The sequence below is a fragment of the Streptomyces sp. NPDC088116 genome (assembly GCF_044741745.1).
In the GTDB taxonomy this organism is placed as follows: Bacteria; Actinomycetota; Actinomycetes; order Streptomycetales; family Streptomycetaceae; genus Streptomyces.
The window spans coordinates 214,740-231,435 of sequence record NZ_JBIUTF010000004.1; the positions used below are offsets into that span (position 1 = coordinate 214,740).

At 68.1% G+C, this 16,696-nt stretch carries 12 protein-coding genes and 2 pseudogenes; 7 read left to right on the top strand and 7 right to left on the bottom strand.

What is annotated here, in order from left to right; all coding sequences use genetic code 11:
- Positions 1-51 precede the first annotated feature (51 nt).
- The 4 genes from ACIOJD_RS17910 to ACIOJD_RS17925 form a co-directional block, all read right to left on the bottom strand.
- Positions 52-1,242 carry an ROK family protein gene (locus tag ACIOJD_RS17910; protein ID WP_401914310.1) on the bottom strand — a complete coding sequence of 397 codons (1,191 nt, stop codon included), beginning with the start codon at positions 1,240-1,242 and terminating at the stop codon, positions 52-54.
- Positions 1,243-1,588: 346 nt separating this feature from the next.
- Positions 1,589-2,266, bottom strand: a complete 678-nt coding sequence (locus tag ACIOJD_RS17915; protein WP_401914313.1) for a GntR family transcriptional regulator — start codon at positions 2,264-2,266, stop codon at positions 1,589-1,591.
- A gap of 128 nt (positions 2,267-2,394) precedes the next feature.
- Positions 2,395-3,342 carry a beta-ketoacyl-ACP synthase III gene (locus tag ACIOJD_RS17920; protein ID WP_401914316.1) on the bottom strand — a complete coding sequence of 316 codons (948 nt, stop codon included), beginning with the start codon at positions 3,340-3,342 and terminating at the stop codon, positions 2,395-2,397.
- A 223-nt stretch (positions 3,343-3,565) separates the two neighbouring features.
- On the bottom strand, positions 3,566-4,930 hold the full coding sequence (locus ACIOJD_RS17925) for an OFA family MFS transporter (protein ID WP_401914319.1): 1,365 nt from the start codon (positions 4,928-4,930) through the stop codon (positions 3,566-3,568).
- Positions 4,931-5,117: 187 nt separating this feature from the next.
- Here ACIOJD_RS17925 and ACIOJD_RS17930 point away from each other — a divergent pair, with 187 nt between their 5' ends.
- The gene (locus tag ACIOJD_RS17930; protein ID WP_401914322.1) at positions 5,118-5,573 is read left to right on the top strand and encodes a PaaI family thioesterase; all 456 of its coding nucleotides are present in this window, start codon (positions 5,118-5,120) and stop codon (positions 5,571-5,573) included.
- Positions 5,574-5,644: 71 nt separating this feature from the next.
- Here the strand turns inward: ACIOJD_RS17930 and ACIOJD_RS17935 are convergent.
- Both ACIOJD_RS17935 and ACIOJD_RS17940 read right to left on the bottom strand, forming a co-directional pair.
- Positions 5,645-6,085: pseudogene (locus ACIOJD_RS17935) on the bottom strand (transposase family protein); the annotation flags it as partial.
- Positions 6,086-6,220: 135 nt separating this feature from the next.
- Complete coding sequence (locus ACIOJD_RS17940; RefSeq protein ID WP_401914324.1) at positions 6,221-7,189, bottom strand: helix-turn-helix domain-containing protein; 969 nt, start codon at positions 7,187-7,189, stop codon at positions 6,221-6,223.
- 1,822 nt (positions 7,190-9,011) lie between these two features.
- Here ACIOJD_RS17940 and ACIOJD_RS17945 point away from each other — a divergent pair.
- Positions 9,012-9,128, top strand: a pseudogene (locus ACIOJD_RS17945) (Fe-S-binding domain-containing protein); the annotation flags it as partial.
- A gap of 33 nt (positions 9,129-9,161) precedes the next feature.
- Positions 9,162-10,001 carry a formate dehydrogenase accessory sulfurtransferase FdhD gene (gene fdhD, locus ACIOJD_RS17950; RefSeq protein WP_401914326.1) on the top strand — a complete coding sequence of 280 codons (840 nt, stop codon included), beginning with the start codon at positions 9,162-9,164 and terminating at the stop codon, positions 9,999-10,001.
- A 288-nt stretch (positions 10,002-10,289) separates the two neighbouring features.
- Here the strand turns inward: fdhD and ACIOJD_RS17955 are convergent, their stop codons facing one another.
- Positions 10,290-11,348 (bottom strand): bile acid:sodium symporter family protein, encoded by a 1,059-nt coding sequence (locus ACIOJD_RS17955; RefSeq protein WP_401914328.1) that lies wholly within the window; start codon positions 11,346-11,348, stop codon positions 10,290-10,292.
- 178 nt (positions 11,349-11,526) lie between these two features.
- On the opposite strand from ACIOJD_RS17955, the gene ACIOJD_RS17960 reads away from it, so the two are divergent.
- From ACIOJD_RS17960 to ACIOJD_RS17975, 4 genes are all read left to right on the top strand, one after another.
- On the top strand, positions 11,527-12,408 hold the full coding sequence (locus ACIOJD_RS17960) for a LysR substrate-binding domain-containing protein (protein ID WP_401914331.1): 882 nt from the start codon (positions 11,527-11,529) through the stop codon (positions 12,406-12,408).
- Between the two features lie 396 nt (positions 12,409-12,804).
- Positions 12,805-14,634 (top strand): AMP-dependent synthetase/ligase, encoded by a 1,830-nt coding sequence (locus ACIOJD_RS17965; RefSeq protein WP_401914334.1) that lies wholly within the window; start codon positions 12,805-12,807, stop codon positions 14,632-14,634.
- A 185-nt stretch (positions 14,635-14,819) separates the two neighbouring features.
- Positions 14,820-15,650, top strand: coding sequence for an aldo/keto reductase (locus ACIOJD_RS17970; protein WP_401914337.1), 831 nt, complete (start codon positions 14,820-14,822; stop codon positions 15,648-15,650).
- Positions 15,651-15,802: 152 nt separating this feature from the next.
- Positions 15,803-16,624 carry a helix-turn-helix domain-containing protein gene (locus tag ACIOJD_RS17975; protein WP_401914338.1) on the top strand — a complete coding sequence of 274 codons (822 nt, stop codon included), beginning with the start codon at positions 15,803-15,805 and terminating at the stop codon, positions 16,622-16,624.
- Positions 16,625-16,696 lie beyond the last annotated feature (72 nt).

Here is a 16,696-nt window from a genome sequence, read left to right on the forward strand (position 1 = left end):
TCTTGTGGTGCCGGGGCGGAACGCGAGGTCCCGGGTGATGCGCCGCCGGTGTCAGACCGGCGAGAACAGGTGGTCGCTGATGAGCCGGGCCGCGCCGGTCACTCCGGCGGTCTGCCCCAACTCACCCAGGACGATGGGGAGATTGCCCGTGGCCAGCGGCAGTGACTGCTTGTAGACCTGGGTACGGACGCTCGCCAGCAGCGTGTGTCCCAGACCGGTCACCCCGCCGCCTATCACCACGAGCCCCGGGTTGAAGAAGCTCACGAGCCCGGCGATGACCTGGCCGACGCGGTTTCCGCCCTCGCGGATCAGGTCGATCGCGGTGGGGTCACCGGCGGCCGCGGCCTTGGCGACATCCGCCGCGGTGAGCCGGCCCCCGGGGCCCAGCGCATCGAGACGGAAGGCCAGTTCGGGCGATCGGCCGGTGCGGGCCGCCTCCTCGGCGTCACGGGCGAGCGCGGCGCCGCTGAAGTACGCCTCCAGGCAGCCCTTGTTGCCGCAGGCGCAGGCGCGGCCGTCGGATTCGACCTGGATATGGCCGATGTCACCGGCGCTGCCGGTCGTTCCCCGGTAGACCTCGCCGGCGACGACTATGCCGCAGCCGATGCCGGTGCCTATCTTGACGCAGAGGAAGTCGCCCACCGAGCGTGCGACGCCCGCGTGCTGCTCTCCCATCGCCATCAGGTTCACATCGTTGTCGACCATGACGGGGCAGCCCAGTTCCTGGCTGAGCGCCTCCCGTACGGGGAATCCGTCCCAGCCCGGCATGATCGGCGGCGCGACCGGGACGCCCTCGGGGAAGCGGACCGGGCCCGGCACGCCGATCCCCGCGCCGTCGAACTCCTCGGCGAGTCCGGAGGTCTTGAGCTTGGAGACCATCACGAGCACCTGCTCGAAGACGGCGACGGGGCCCTCACGGACGTCCATGGGGTGGTTGAGGTGTCCCAGCACCTCCAACTCCGCGTTGGTGACGGCCACATCGATGGAGGTGGCGCCGATGTCCACGCCGAGGAAACGCATACCGGGGGCCAGCCGGATGTTGTGGGAGCGCCGTCCGCCGCGCGAGGCGGCGAGTCCGTCGGCGACCACCAGGCCGGTCTCCAGCAGCCGGTCCACCTCGACGGCGAGCTTGGAGCGGGAGAGGTCGACCTGATCGCCCAGCTGTGCGCGGGAGTTGGGTCCGCCGTCGCGCAACAGCCGCAGCAGTCGCGCCTGGTGCGCGTTCGCGGGTCGTGCGGTCATACGTCTCACGCGCCCCTCCCCGCCCTGTCGGCTGTGATTATCGGGCTTTTGAGGGAACGTAGCAGCGCTTGCCCGCAGGGGGAAGAAGTTGCGCGGGAATCCGTACCAACTTTCTCCACACCCAGGACAAAGGTTTCGCGAGAGCACCGCCCCGGGATTCGTGAGCACTGCCCCGGGGGTGGCGAGGACTGCCGCGGAGGTCGGCGAGGACTGCCGCGGGATCAGCGGGGCGGCCCCGGGACCTGCGCCCGCCGGCCCGGGATCCGCGAGGGCCGCCGCAGGATCGGCGGGCGCTGCCCGGCATCAGCACCGCCCGCCCGACCGCCCGGGGGGGGCGTGTGCGCCGTCAGCCGCGTTCGCGCTGGTGATAGGTCGTACGCGTGTGTTCCGTGTGCGCCTTCATGACCTCTGTCGCGCGCTGTTCGTCCCGCGCCGAGATCGCGGCGATCAGGTCCCGGTGCTCGATCCACGACTGCTTGCCGCGCTGCCGGGCGACCGGCGTGTAGTACCAGCGGACCCGGCGGTCCACCTGCCCGGCCAGCTCGGCCAGCACGACATTGCCCGCCAGCTCCATGACCTTGGCATGGAAGGCCGCGTTGGTGGCGACCGCCTGATCCACGTCGTCGTCCGCCACCGCCTGCTCGCCGGTGGCGCACAGCGCCTCCAGCGCGGCGATCCCCGCCGTGCCCGAGTTGGCGGCGGCCAGCCGGGCGGCCTCCGCCTCCAGGAGCGTACGGACCGACAGCAGTTGGTCGGCCTCCTCGTCGGTCGGCTCATGGACGAACGCGCCCTGGGCCGGGCGGAGATCGACCCAGCCCTCGGTGTTGAGCCGCTGGAGCGCCTCGCGCACCGGCTGCCGGGAGACCCCGAGATGACCCGCCAGCTCACTCTCGACCAGGTGCTGGCCCGGCTGGAGTGCCCGGGTCGTGATCAGTTCGAGCAGGGCCTCGTACACGCGCTCACGCAGTGGCCCCGGTCGTTCGAGCTTGGGTACGGCTCCCTGCGCCAACTTCGCGGACAACATTCGCGGTCCCCTCCTGGCCGGCAGAGTCAATGACGGTGTCAATGACGGTGATGATGCCGTCCGACGGACGGCATCGAGACATTGGCTATCGTCTACAGTCTACCGAGAACCGCGGGGTCGCCGTGTGGTCAGGGGCAGCGAATGATCTGGCCCGCGTACGAGAGATTCCCGCCGAAGCCGAACAGCAGGGCCGGCGCCCCGGACTGAACCTCTCCCCTGGCCACGAGCTTGGACAGGGCCATCGGGATGGAGGCGGCGGACGTATTGCCGGATTCCACCACATCCCGGGCGATGACGGCGTTGACCGCCCCGATCTTCTGGGCGACGGGCTCGATGATCCGCAGGTTCGCCTGGTGCAGCACCACCGCGGCCAGATCCTCGGGGGCGATACCCGCCCGCTCGCAGACCTTGCGGGCGATCGGCGGCAGCTGGGTGGTCGCCCAGCGGTAGACGGACTGGCCCTCCTGCGCGAACACCGGCGGTGAGCCCTCGATCCGTACCGCGTGCCCCATCTCCGGAACCGAGCCCCAGAGCACCGGGCCGATCCCCGGCTCCTCGTCCTCGTCGGTCGCGACGACCACCGCGGCGCCCGCGCCGTCACCGACCAGGACGCAGGTCGTACGGTCCGTCCAGTCGGCGACCCCGGCCATCTTGTCGGCGCCGATGACCAGCACCCGGGACGCCGAGCCCGCCCGTACGGCATGGTCGGCCGTGGCGAGGGCGTGGGTGAATCCCGCGCACACCACATTCAGGTCCATCACTGCGGGCGACCCCATGGAGAGCCGGGCAGCGACCCGGGCGGCCGTGTTCGGCGAACGGTCGATCGCGGTGGACGTGGCGACCAGCACGAGATCGATGTCCGCCGGGGTGAGACCGGCCGCGGCGAGCGCCTTGGCGCCCGCGTGCGCGGCCAGCTCATCCACCGGCTCGTCCGGACCCGCCACATGCCGGGTCTTGATGCCGACCCGGCTGCTGATCCATTCGTCGCTCGTGTCCACCATCGCGGCCAGATCGTGATTGGTGAGCACCTTGGCGGGCTGATAGTGCCCGAGCGCGGCGATACGAGTGCCGGTCATGCCCGGGACCCCCTCTGTTGTCGACGTCAGGAGCCCTCCAGTCTCGTCAGCGACTCACCGGTAGGCGTACAGGTGAACCAACAGGATTCATCCACGCCGCTTGGAGACTCCGACTCATCCGGTGAACAGCTGTGCGGCCTTGAGGACCAGCTCATACACACCGTACGCGAGCGGCGCTCCTACCCAAAGCCAGGCGAAGGCGATCAGACCGGTACGCGGGGACTCAGGCGCTGTGCTGCTTTTCGCTGACGGGCTCGTCATCGGTGGCCTCCTCGGGCGCGGGGACGTGGTGGCGGGGATGAACGGGCCGTACCAGCTCATTGGCGACGAAGCCGACGACCAGCAGGCCGATCATGATGCTGAACGAGAGCGAGTAGAGTCCCGCGCCGCTTCGGCCCGCCTCTTCCTGGCTGTCGGCGACCCAGTTGACGATGAGCGGACCGAGCACGCCGGCGGTGGACCACGCGGTGAGCAGCCGGCCGTGGATGGCACCGACCTGGTAGGTGCCGAAGAGGTCCTTGAGGTAGGCGGGGATGGTGGCGAAGCCTCCTCCGTAGAAGGAGAGGATCACCAGCGCGCAGAGGATGAACAGCGGCTTGGAGGAGTCGCCGAACTGCGCGATCAGCAGATACATCAGGGCGCCGACGCCGAGGTAGACGCGGTAGACGTTCTTGCGGCCGATCAGGTCCGAAGTGGAGGACCAGCCGATCCGGCCGGCCATGTTGGCGGCGGAGAGCAGGGCGACGAAACCCGCCGCGGCCGCGGCCGAGACCGGGGCGCTGGTCCCGGTGAAGAAATCGGTGATCATCGGGGCGGCCTTCTCCAGGATCCCGATGCCCGCGGTGACGTTCATGCACAGGACGACCCACAGGCACCAGAACTGCGGGGTACGCACGGCGGACCTGGCCGACACCTGTGCGGTGGAGATCAGCGAGCCCGCCGCCGGCGGCGCGGCCGGACCGGCGCTCTCACTCTGCCGGTAGCCGGGCGCGGGGACGCGGACCAGCAGGACGCCGAGCGACATGAAGACCGCGTAGACCAGCCCGTGCACCAGGAAGGCGTACGCGATGCCCGTACTGTCCGCACCGAACGACTCCAGCATCTGCGCGGACCACGGCGAGGCGATGAGCGCACCGCCGCCGAAGCCCATGATCGCGATGCCGGTGGCCATGCCCGGCCGGTCGGGGAACCATTTGATGAGCGTGGAGACGGGCGAGATGTAGCCGATACCGAGCCCGATCCCGCCGACGAAGCCGTAGCCGAAGACGATCAGCCAGTACTGCTCGGTGGCGGCGCCGAGCGCGGCGAGCAGGAAGCCGGAGGAGAAACAGCAGAGGGCCACGGTCATCGCCCAGCGCGGCCCATTGCGTTCGACGAGCGTGCCGCCGAAGGCGGCCGACAGGCCGAGCATCACGATGCCGAGCTGGAAGGGGAGCGCGCTTTGAGTGCCGGAGAGATCGAGGGCCGACTCCAACGCGGGTTTGAACACGCTCCATGCGTAGGCCTGGCCGATCGAGAGATGCACCGACAGCGCGGCGGGAGGTACGAGCCAACGGCTCCAGCCAGGGGGTGCGAGTGGTGGCGTCATGGTCGCGAACTCTAGGAACCCACTGACCGGTTGTGAAGACCGCGGCGATCTTTGCCGACCGGATGCGGCTTCTGATGTGGTTCGGTCGGGGCGTACTCGACAGGATCGGCCGCTCCTGTAGCACGATCCCGTCCAGGAAACCACCCGTGGCCACTGCCCCGGCCGCGGTATCGCCGAAGGAGTTCAGATGGAAGACCGGACGAGCCAGGAGCAGGCAAGCCCCGAGATCAAGTCACGCGTCCAGGACAGCTTCGACCGCCAGGGGCTCATGGGCCACCTCGGCGCCCGCATCACGCACATCGCCCCCGGACGCGTACACATCGCGCTCCCGAGCCGCCCGGAAGTGACCCAGCAGCACGGCTACTTCCACGCGGGCGCCACGAGCGCGATCGCGGACAGCGCGGGCGGCTACGCGGCATTCACCCTGTTCCCCGAGAACACCTCGGTGCTCACCGTCGAATACAAGATCAACCTCCTGGCACCGGCCGCCGGCGAGTACATCGAGGCGGTAGGAACGGTCCTGAAGTCCGGGCGGACCCTGACCGTGTGCCAACTGGAGGTCTTCGGCGTCCAGGACGACCGACGATCGCTCGTCGCGAACGGGCAGCAGACCCTGATCCGCGTGAACAGGCCCGAGCAGTGACGTCTCAGGGGCCGCCGATACAGCGGCGCGGCATCGCGTCCGGTATGCCAAGGCCGCCCAGTGATGCCCAATCAGCCGCCAGTGGGCATGTTCCATCCTCGTGTTGAGGCGTGCTGAAGGACGAGGATGGTTTTCAGTACTTTGGTGATCCGGTTGGTGCCGCAGCGGAGCTTCCGGAGGAGGCGCCGGCCCTTCAGGGTGGCCATGGCGCGTTCGCCGAGGCAACGGATCTTGGCCTGGGTGGTGTTGTGATGACGCTTCCATCGGTTGAGGTGGCGGCCCCAATATGGTACCCAGACGGGGCCGTCCGCTCCTTGATACGCCTTATCCGCCCAGCATTTGAGGTTCGCATCGGTGAGGGCCTCGATGATCCGCTGTCGCCACGCGGCGGTCAGGTCGTGAGTCGAGCCGGGCAGAGCGGGCGAGGCTCGGAGCAACTGACCGAACGGATTGGCCAGGACCTGCACGTTCATGTCGTGCCGCTTGTGTTCTCCGGAGTAGTACGGGTTGTCGAAGACGGGAAACAAGCACACGAAGCTCCTGGCAGACAGAGTGATCTTGATCGAGCCCCCGCCCGCCAGGAGCTTCGTGGTTCCGCAGGAGCGTCCAATCTCAAGGTCGGCACCGTGAGATTGGAAAACGCTCCATCACTCGGAGGAGCGGGGGTGGTTCTGCTCGCGCCAGGCTCGAGGCGAGATTCCGTATGCCTGTTTGAACACCTTGCTGAAGTGGGTCGCGTCAGCGAAGCCCCAACTCCGTCCTATTGCTGCGATGGTCCGCAGTCGGCTGTTCGGGCCGGCCAGCTCTCGCCTGCATTCGGCCAGGCGGTGTGTACGGATCCAGTCTCCGAGGCCGATGCCCGACCGGGACAGCACAGCGTAGAGATGACGCACGGAGATGTTGTGTGCGGCGGCGATCCGTGCCGCCGACAGATCGGGATCAGCCAGGTGCGCCCGGATGTATTGAGTGATCCGCAGACCGAGCGTCGCATCGAACGGCCCTCTGGCCAGGCCGGAGTTACCTTGCTGGGACGTCAAGACGGCACGGAGTAGTTCGATGCTGGGTTCCACGACGGCGTCGGCGTGCATGCTTTGGTGTATGTCGTCGCTGACGGCCAGTTGGGAGAAGTAGGTGAAGGCGAGACGCGCAATGGGGTTGTCGGGTCCCAGGGGAACCGCGGTGATGTCTCGTAGCAACCGTTCGGGGAGCGCGAGCGCCACGCGGGGGAAACGGAAGAAGTGGTGATCGAGTCCCTCGTCGAAGAGAAGTGTGTAGGGAGCGATCGTTTCGAAGACGGCGAGGGCTCCCGGCCTCAGTAAGCACTGGCGGCCGTTCTGCACCACCAGGCTGGTGCCCGTCCGCTGAAGACCGACGAAGACGGCCGGCTCCTCGTCCTCCCGGGCCAGCTGCTCCGTCCGACGGATCGTGACCGCGGTCGCCCGCACCGAACAGATCCGGAGGGGCTCAATGGCGTCGAGCTCCATGCGAACTGAGATGTCCTCAGCTGCGGGACGGTGATCGATGTCGACGGCCACCATAGATTCCCGCACCGCGTGCCGGAGCACTTCCTCCCGGTCCTGCGGAGGCATGAACTCGGTGTCCAGCACCGGGCTCACGAGGCAGACCTTCGTCTGCATCGGTCATAAAGCCCGCCTGACAAGACCTCTCCCCGTTCCCCCACAAGCCACTCCTCGACACGGACGGTTCCGGACATCAGTTTGGCAGGATTCTCTCTCGCTGCGCAACGCGCTTCGACAGACACACGCAGGGCTCTCGCCTGGTGTGGCGTCAACTACGAGGCGGTGCACCACTGACAAAGTTCCCTGCACCGCTGACAAAGTCCGAAGCCCACTATGACCCTAAGATCCATAGCGAGGCAGTGGACGACGTTTGAGAGAACGACCTGGATGACGAACAAGACCGCACGGTTGGCACCGTGAGATTGGAAAGCGCTCCATGTGTTTCGATCAAACGGTACGAAGATCAAACATCGGGGGAATAATGAACCGCTCGAAGATAAAAATCGGCCGCACACTCGGTTTGGCCCTGACCGCTACAGCCCTGACGGTAGGAACTGCAACGGCTGCTCATGCGTCCAACGCAGCCATCACCAAAACGGCGAGTTGCTCCACTCCCGGGGCGAAGGGTTCATCGGTCACGGTCCACACTTCAACCTCTCCGTACGCCGAGTCGAAGGTGACGTTGAGCGTTACAGACACGTCGGCTGATAACCATCACGTCAGGGTTAGGTTCATGCACAAGACGAGTGGGAGCGTGTCGGTGCCGTGGTCGTGGCGCTCCAATACCAGCGGCGCAAACACAACGAAGGAGTGGGAGACCAGCGCCCAAAGCGAGTACGGCATCTACGAGGTGGGTGTCGAAGTAGCCCGATTCGAGGGTGACACGAAACTTAATTCATGCATTAACTGGGCCTGAATTAGGTTCGCCCAAGAACTGCCGCTAGGCCGTGGGCGCGCATAAGCCCCCGGAAGAGCTCACATCTTCTGGGGGCTTCTGCCATCCCAACTGCCGTCCCACGGGCTCCTTCGAGCGTGATGCGCACGGAGAACTTGGCAAGAAGTTCACGCCGCGCGGCGTATTCTGAGGCTGTCCGACATTCGTCCGCAATGGTCCGTTCCGTCGGCACCAGGCAAACGTCCGGCGCACACTCTGGGAGCGTCTTCAAGTTCCTTGACCTCCTTGCCCATATCGACGTGCTTCGTGCGGAACCACGCGGCGTCTTTCGGCTCGTCGTAGAGACTGGCGCTGCCATCGTTCTGTAGGCGCTTGCGGTCTGCCTGGAGTCAGCGTTCCATGCGGCGTACTCGGTCCCCGCTGCAAACTGTTGTTGCATCACCTCGGCGCTGCCGTGGCACTGACGGTCGGAGCGGGCCTACGGTGCTCGGACTCCACGAAATCCCTTGACCCGGGCCGTGCACCGCGCGACGGTGACCACAGTCCTGCGCGCCGTTCCGAACCGGCAGGAAGGGGCTCTCAACGATGCTGGTGCGTAGTCGGTCGTTGCGGGTCGCCTTGAGCGCCGGTCGCTGGGCGTCGCACAAGGTCCGGTACGGCCTGAGGATGCCCTGGACGTCTTGGACGAGCATCGGTACGGGGTCCATCAGGTGGTACTGATCCGTATCGACAGCGACCTCACCGAAGTAGATCATCCGGACCAGGTCGGCGCTGCTCCTGAGGTGGTGGCGACTGGCCGGGAACACGTCGCAGCCCGGCTGAGCACCGAAGTCTGGAGCCGCCGGGCCGGACAGGAGCGGCGATCACCGTACCTCCAACCCGAGGGCACCGATACCTCAACTCCCTACGGTGAAGGGCTCGTGACGAATCCCGTACGTGGACTTCCACACAGGAGCGTCTACGAAATACTGTATGCACATCACGAAAAGGAGTGAAGCTCACCATCAGCTGCGCGTACGGCGGATCGGCTGCCACCTGCCCCTACCCGTACAGGACAATGAGACGGTGAAGGTGACCTCACCGCACGAGAACGTTCGCATCAAGGGCCACTTCGGCTTCCAGCACGTACAGCAGCGCTGACAGGACCGACGAGAACGAGTAGGGCTGATCACCATGGGACGGGTCACCGAGCGCCGCCGCACCATCCGTATCCGGGACGGAGCCGTCACGACCCGCCCCGACACCCTGGTGGCCGAGGAGCCGCTGGAGATCCGGCTGAACGGCAATCCGCTCGCCATCACGATGCGCACCCCCGGCGACGACTTCGCGCTCGCGGCGGGCTTCCTCGTCAGCGAGGGCGTGCTGGCGTCCGGCACGGACGTACGGTCCATCGTGTACTGCGCCGGAGCGAAGGACGACGGCTCCAACACGTACAACGTGGTCGACGTCCAACTCGCGCCCGGAGTACCGGTCCCGGACATCACGCTGGAGCGCAACGTCTACACCACCTCGTCGTGCGGACTGTGCGGCAAGGCCAGCCTGGACGCCGTACGGACCACCGCCCGTTTCCCGATCGCCGACACTCCCCCGGTCCGGATCGAACCCGCGCTGCTCTCCGCTCTGCCCGACCGGCTACGGGCAGCCCAGCAGGTCTTCGACCGCACCGGCGGCCTCCACGCGGCGGCCCTCTTCTCGGAATCCGGCGAGATGCTGGACATCCGCGAGGACGTCGGCCGGCACAACGCGGTCGACAAACTGATCGGCCGGGCACTACGGCAGGACCAACTCCCGCTCTCCCGGTCGATCCTGCTGGTCTCGGGACGCGCTTCCTTCGAACTGGCCCAGAAGGCCGTGATGGCCGGCATCCCCGTACTGGCGGCCGTATCCGCGCCGTCCTCGCTCGCCGTCGATCTCGCCGCGGAGACAGGGCTGACACTCGTCGGCTTCCTCCGTGGCGCCTCCATGAACGTGTACGCGGGCGACGAACGGATCGCCCTGCACACCGAGGTGTGAAGGGTCGCCCGCTGCACGGGACAAGGGCCCGGCCGACGGGGAGCGCCCCCTGCGTCGGCCGGGCCCAGCCTTCAGAAGCACAAGGCGGCCCGCAGACAGCGGACCGGCGGGAGGGGACCGGGGTCGCAGGAGGTGACGTGTCCGGATGTAAAGCGTGATGTGTGGCGTACGACAACCCGCACCCGGAAAACCAACCCGCACACGCCGTACATCATGCAGTCCGGACATGCGCCTCCGGAGTCCCCGGCCCCCGCACCACCCGCGCCCACGGCCCCCAGCCGGCAGGCGTCACCGCACCGCCGCCACTTCAGCCTCAGCCGACGCCGACGCCGACACGGACGCAGACGCGGACGCCGAACCCGTCTCCAACTCCCCGTCCCCCGACCGCCTCTTCGCGATCACCGCGCACACCATCAACTGCATCTGATGGAACAGCATCAACGGCAGCACCGCGAGACTCGCATGCGCCCCGAACAGCACGCTCGCCATCGGCAGTCCCGCCGCCAGGCTCTTCTTCGAGCCGGCGAACTGGATCGCCACCCGGTCCGCCCGGTCGAAGCCCAGCCCCTTGCCGCCGTACCAGCTCACCGCCAGCATCACCGTGAGCAGCACCGCCTCGACGGCCAGCAGCGCCCCCAAACGGCCCGGTGTCACCTGGTGCCAGGCGCCCGCGATCATGCCCTGGCTGAACGCGGTGTAGACGACCAGCAGGATCGAGCCGCGGTCCACGAAGCTCAGCAGCTTCTTGTGACGGGCGAGGAAGCCGCCGATCCATCGGCGCAGCAGCTGCCCCGCGAGGAAGGGCAGCAGCAGCTGCGCCACGATCTTGAACAACGAATCCGCGGAGAAGCCCGCCGTCCCGCCGCTGATCAGCAGCCCCGCGAGCAGCGGAGTGATCATGATGCCCACGATGCTGGAGAACGATCCGGCGCAGATCGCGGCGGGTACGTTGCCGCGGGCCATGGAGGTGAAGGCGATGGATGACTGGACCGTCGACGGCACCAGGCAGAGGAAGAGCAGCCCGCTGTACAGCTGGGGCGTCAGGACGTACGGGACGAGTCCACCCGCCGCCAGTCCCAGGAGCGGGAAGAGCACGAACGTGCAGGCGAGGACGGTGACATGGAGCCGCCAGTGCTTCACTCCGTCGACCACCTCGGCCGTGGAGAGCCGCGTCCCGTAGAGGAAGAACAGCAGCGCCACCGCCCCGGTGGAGGCTCCCCCCGCGATATCGGCCGCGGCACCGGACGCGGGCAGCAACGCCGCCAGGGCCACGGTTCCGATGAGCGCGAGGATGAACGGGTCTACGGGCAGCCAGGACGGCATGCGCGGGGAACGGCGGCGGTTCATGTGCTCCACAACTAGCGGTCGGTGCAGGTAGTACGGTCGTGCAGGTCGTGCGCGTCGCGCAGCCGTACAGACCGCGCGATCGTGCCCTCCCCATGCTCCACTCCCACTCCTTGATCGGGAATCCCGCATACGACTCTGACTGTCATCACGTTCCGCGATAACGCCGTAGCCTGGTCGTATGTACGACCCCGGACAGCTGCGCACCTTTCTGGCCGTGGCCCAGACCCTGAGCTTCACCCAGGCGGCCCGCCGTCTGGGGGTCCGCCAGTCCACGGTGAGCCAGCACGTCCGGCGTCTGGAGGACGCGACGGGGCGGCCGCTGTTCACTCGTGACACCCACAGCGTGGAGCTCACCGAGGACGGCGAGGCCATGCTGGGCTTCGCCCGGACGATCCTGGCGGCCCACGATCGCGCGGCGACCTTCTTCACCGGCACCCGGCTGCGCGGGCGGCTCCGTTTCGGCGCCTCGGAGGACTTCGTACTCACCCGGCTCCCGGAGATCCTGGAGTCCTTCCGGCGCGACCATCCCGAGGTCGACCTGGAGCTGACCGTCGAGCTGTCCGGCACGCTGCACGAGCAGCTGGCCGACGACCGGCTCGATCTGGTACTGGCCAAGCGCCGTACGGGCGACACCCACGGCGAGCTGGTCTGGCAGTCGACGCTGGCCTGGATCGGGGCGCCACAGCTGCGTCTCGACCCGGACCGCCCCGTCCCGCTGATCGTGTTCCCGCCGCCCGGCATCACCCGTGCCCGCGCGCTGGAGGTGCTGGAGGCGCACGGCAGGCGCTGGCGTGTGACGTGCACGAGCGGCAGTCTGAGCGGGCTGATAGCGGCGGCTCGGGCGGGCCTGGGCGTGATGGCCCACACCCGCGGGCTGATACCGCCGGGCCTGGCCCCGGTTCCGGCCAAGGCGGGGCTGCCCGAACTGGGCGAGGTGGACTTCGTCCTGCTGCACGGGCAGGGCCGCAGGCACGCGGCGGCGCAGGAGGCGGCGGACGCCCTGGCATCGGCGATCCTGGCGGGCGGCGACCGGTTGCACCGGCCACCGGCGGGCAGCTGACACCCCGCGACCGTCACCGCAGAGCCGGCCCCCCACGCTGATACCCCAGGCTGATACCCCGGAGCCGACACCCCGGGCCAGGCCGCGAAAGCCCCGAACGCCCCACGGGCCCCGCCGTACCCCTCCCCTCCCCGTACACCCCCCAGGTACAGACCAAGATCCGCCCTGTGGTAATGCGATGCCCATGCGTGCGTGCTGACGGCGTACGGATTCGGTGGAGATTCCCGCGCGGCGTACGTACCGCACAGCCGAAAGCCGATCCCCGCGCTGCGACCTCGGCCCCGTTTCGGCCGCTGACCTGTGGATATATGACTAAGCGCTGGTCGCGTACACGCCCCGCCCCCGTTTTCCCGGTGGGGTACCGTCACCGGCGCTGTGCGGAGCGCCACGAGGAGCATGTCATTGCGCGAGATCACCGTCCCACCTCTTCCGGCCGCACCCCACGTCGGTGGGCTCGCGGATGCCGTTTTCGAGCATGCGCTCGACGACCCGCATCGCGTGGCGCTCGGCCGCAAGGACGAGGCGGGTCAGTGGCGGGACATGACCTCCGCCGCGTTCCGCGACGAGGTGCTCGCTCTGGCCAAGGGGCTCCTCGCGCACGGCGTACGGTTCGGGGACCGCGTCGCGATCATGTCCCGTACGCGCTACGAGTGGACGCTCTTCGACTTCGCGCTCTGGACCGTCGGCGCGCAGCCCGTACCGGTCTACCCCACGTCCTCCGCCGAGCAGGTCCACTGGATGCTGTACGACGCGGAGGTCACCGCGTGTGTGGTGGAGCACGAGGACCACGCCATGACCATCGGCTCGGTGGTGGACCGGCTGCCGCAGCTCAAGCGACTGTGGCAGCTGGACGCCGACGCCGTGGCGGAGCTGTTCGAGGCGGGCGCCGGGATCGATGACGAGATGGTGCACCGGCACCGCAGAGCGGTCACCCCCGAGTCCGTGGCCACGGTGATCTACACCTCGGGCACCACCGGCAACCCCAAGGGCTGTGTGATCACCCACGCCAACTTCATGTTCGAGGCCGACACGGTCCTCAGACGCTGGGAGCCCGTCTTCCACTCCAGAAAGGGTGACGAGGCGGCGACTCTCCTCTTCCTGCCGCTCTCGCACGTCTTCGGGCGGATGATCGAGATAGCGGCGATACGCGGCCGGGTGAAGCTGGGCCACCAGCCCGTTCTCGCGGCGAGCGCGCTGCTGCCCGATCTGGCCGCGTTCCAGCCTTCGTTCATCCTGGCGGTGCCGCACATCTTCGAGAAGGTGTACGGCGCGGCACGCCGCAAGGCGGAGAGAGAGGGCAAGGCCGGCCCCTTCGACAAGGCCGTGGACGTGGCGGTGCGCTACGCGGAGGCCCTGGAGCAGCGGGCGTTCGGACTGGGTCCCGGGCCCTCCGCCGGGCTGCGCCTACAGCACCAGTTCTTCGAGAAGGCCGTGTACGGCAAGGTGCGGGCCGCGATGGGCGGGCGCGTACGGCATGCCATGTCCGGCGGTTCGGCGATGGACCGGCGGCTCGGGCTGTTCTTCGCGGGCGCGGGCGTCACCATCTACGAGGGGTACGGACTGACGGAGTCGACCGCGGCCACCACGGCCAACCCGCCGGAGCGCACCCGCTTCGGCACGGTCGGGCAGCCCATTCCCGGCACCTCGGTGCATATCGCGGACGACGGCGAGGTGTGGCTGCGCGGGGAACACGTCTTCGCCCACTACCTCAACGACCAGAAGGCCACCGATGCCTCCCGGCACGACGGCTGGCTCGCCACCGGCGATCTGGGCGCGCTCGACGAGGACGGCTATCTGACCATCACCGGGCGGAAGAAGGAGATCCTTGTCACCTCCGGCGGCAAGAGCGTGTCGCCCTCGGCCTTGGAGGAGCGGGTACGGGCGCATCCGCTGGTGGCCCAGTGCATCGTGGTCGGCAACGACCGGCCGTACATCGCGGCGCTGGTCACGGTGGACCACGAGGCCGTCGAGCACTGGCTCTCCATCCAGGGAAAGCAGCCGCTCGCACCCGCCGCCCTGGTGCGCGATCCGGAACTGGAGACGGAGATCCGGCGTGCGGTGGTGGCCGCGAACACCGCGGTGTCGCAGGCCGAGTCGATCCGTACCTTCCGGATACTGGCCCATCCGTTCAGTGAGGAGCACGGGTTGCTCACGCCGTCGCTGAAGCTCAAGCGCAAGGCGATCGAGGCCGCCTATGCGGCGGAGGTCGACGCGCTCTACCGTTGAAGGCCGCACATGTCCCGGCACTCCCGTCAGGACACATACGGAATACGCGGAACTCGCAGAACATGCGGAACACGCGGAACACAGAACGCACCGGACGTGTGACGGAGCACGGTGGCGGGAATCCGTCCGTCTCCGTGACCGTTGTACAACGGAGAAGCAACCGACGACGTTAGGATCGATCGCTCGTGAGCAAGGTCCCCAACCTCACTCTCAACAACGGCATCGAGATGCCCCAGCTCGGTTTCGGCGTCTGGCAGGTGGCGGACGACGAGGCGACGCAGGCCGTCTCCACCGCGCTGGAGGCCGGCTACCGCAGCATCGACACCGCGGCGATCTACGGCAACGAAGAGGGCACGGGCAAGGCGCTCGCCACCTCCGGGATAGCCCGTGAGGATCTCTTCGTCACCACCAAGCTGTGGAACGCCGAGCAGGGTTACGCCTCGACCCTGCGAGCCTTCGACACCTCGCTGGAGAAGCTCGGCGTCGACTATGTCGACCTGTACCTCATTCACTGGCCGATGCCGGAAGTCGACACCTATGTAGACACGTACAAGGCGTTCGAGAAGATCCTCGCGGACGGCCGTACGAGGGCCATCGGTGTCTCCAACTTCCTTCCGGCGCATCTGGAGCGGCTGATCGAGGAGACCTCCGTGGTCCCCGCGATCAACCAGATCGAGCTGCACCCGCAGCTCCAGCAGGCCGAGTCGCGCGCCTTCCACGCGGAGCACGGCATCCTCACCGAAGCCTGGTCGCCGCTCGGCCAGGGCAAGGGACTGCTGGAGGTCCCCACGGTCGTGGCGATCGCCCGCAAGCACGACCGGACTCCCGCCCAGGTGGTGCTGCGCTGGCACGTCCAGCTGGGGAACGTGGTGATCCCCAAGTCCGTGACCCCGTCCCGGATCCAGGAGAACATCGACGTCTTCGGCTTCGAGCTGGACGCGGACGACCTGGCGGCGCTCGCTGCGCTCGACGAGGGCAGGCGCATCGGCCCGCACCCGGCGGAGTTCAACGGCTGAGCGGGCCCCACGGTGCCGTCGGCCGAGGTGCCCCTCGGCCGACGGCACCGCCGTGTCCGGCTGCGGCCCCGGGGGTCCTGAGCAGGCTCTGAGCACGCGGCCCCGATGTCGGCGGCGGACGGTGTCACCGCCCTCTGTATTACGGTCCTCGTATGACAGCAACCGCCCCGGACCCGGCCATCGGTCCCCTGTTGCGCGACTGGCGCCGGCAGCGCCGGGTCAGCCAGTTGGAACTGGCCAGCCGGGCGGATTCGTCCGCCCGGCACATCAGCTTCGTCGAGACGGGCAGGGCACGCCCGAGCGAGGACATGGTGCTGCGGCTCGCGGAGCATCTGGACGTTCCGATGCGCGAGCGCAACACCCTGCTGCTGGCGGCGGGGTACGCGCCCCGGTTCACCGAGACCGCGCTGGACGATCCGGCGATGGACGCCCTTCGCGGGGGCCTGAGCCAGCTCTTACAGGGGTACGAACCGTATCCGGCGTTGATCGTCGACGGGACTTATACCGTGGTGGCCGCCAACCGGGGCATGGCCATGCTGATGGACGGACTGCCCGAGACGCTGCTCGCTCCGCCCCTGAACGCCATGCGGATCACCCTTCATCCGGAGGGGCTCGCTCCGCGTATCCGCAATCTGCGGGAGTGGCGTGGGCATCTGCTGGAGCAGATGGAGCGCCAGTTCGCGCTGAACCGTTCCCCGGCACTGCGCGCGCTGTACGACGAGGTCGCCGGCTATCCGCTGCCGGAGCCCGGCTCGGAGGACGGCGAGGACCCCGGCATGGACCCGGCGGGCCTGCCGGCGCCGGTCTTCGCGCTGCCGATGCGGATCGAGCACGACGGGCAGGTGCTCTCCTTCCTGTCGTCCATCGCCACTTTCAACACCCCGATGGATGTGACCGTCGCGGAACTGGCCATCGAGACCCTCCTTCCCGCGGACCCGGCGACCGTCAAGTACCTGACCACACACGCTTCTTGAGGGAAACCGGCCGTGCCGTGCGCCCCGCCTCCGGCCGTGTCCGCCGTCGCGTCCTGAAATCTCTCGTACTGG

Bases quoted from the DNA above. Each gene is read 5' to 3' on its own strand.
- ACIOJD_RS17910 (WP_401914310.1), bottom strand. From the start codon at position 1,242: ATGACCGCACGACCCGCGAACGCGCACCAGGCGCGACTGCTGCGGCTG.
- ACIOJD_RS17915 (WP_401914313.1), bottom strand. From the start codon at position 2,266: ATGTTGTCCGCGAAGTTGGCGCAGGGAGCCGTACCCAAGCTCGAACGA.
- ACIOJD_RS17920 (WP_401914316.1), bottom strand. From the start codon at position 3,342: ATGACCGGCACTCGTATCGCCGCGCTCGGGCACTATCAGCCCGCCAAG.
- ACIOJD_RS17925 (WP_401914319.1), bottom strand. From the start codon at position 4,930: ATGACGCCACCACTCGCACCCCCTGGCTGGAGCCGTTGGCTCGTACCT.
- ACIOJD_RS17930 (WP_401914322.1), top strand. From the start codon at position 5,118: ATGGAAGACCGGACGAGCCAGGAGCAGGCAAGCCCCGAGATCAAGTCA.
- fdhD (WP_401914326.1), top strand. From the start codon at position 9,162: ATGGGACGGGTCACCGAGCGCCGCCGCACCATCCGTATCCGGGACGGA.
- ACIOJD_RS17955 (WP_401914328.1), bottom strand. From the start codon at position 11,348: ATGAACCGCCGCCGTTCCCCGCGCATGCCGTCCTGGCTGCCCGTAGAC.
- ACIOJD_RS17960 (WP_401914331.1), top strand. From the start codon at position 11,527: ATGTACGACCCCGGACAGCTGCGCACCTTTCTGGCCGTGGCCCAGACC.
- ACIOJD_RS17965 (WP_401914334.1), top strand. From the start codon at position 12,805: ATGTCATTGCGCGAGATCACCGTCCCACCTCTTCCGGCCGCACCCCAC.
- ACIOJD_RS17975 (WP_401914338.1), top strand. From the start codon at position 15,803: ATGACAGCAACCGCCCCGGACCCGGCCATCGGTCCCCTGTTGCGCGAC.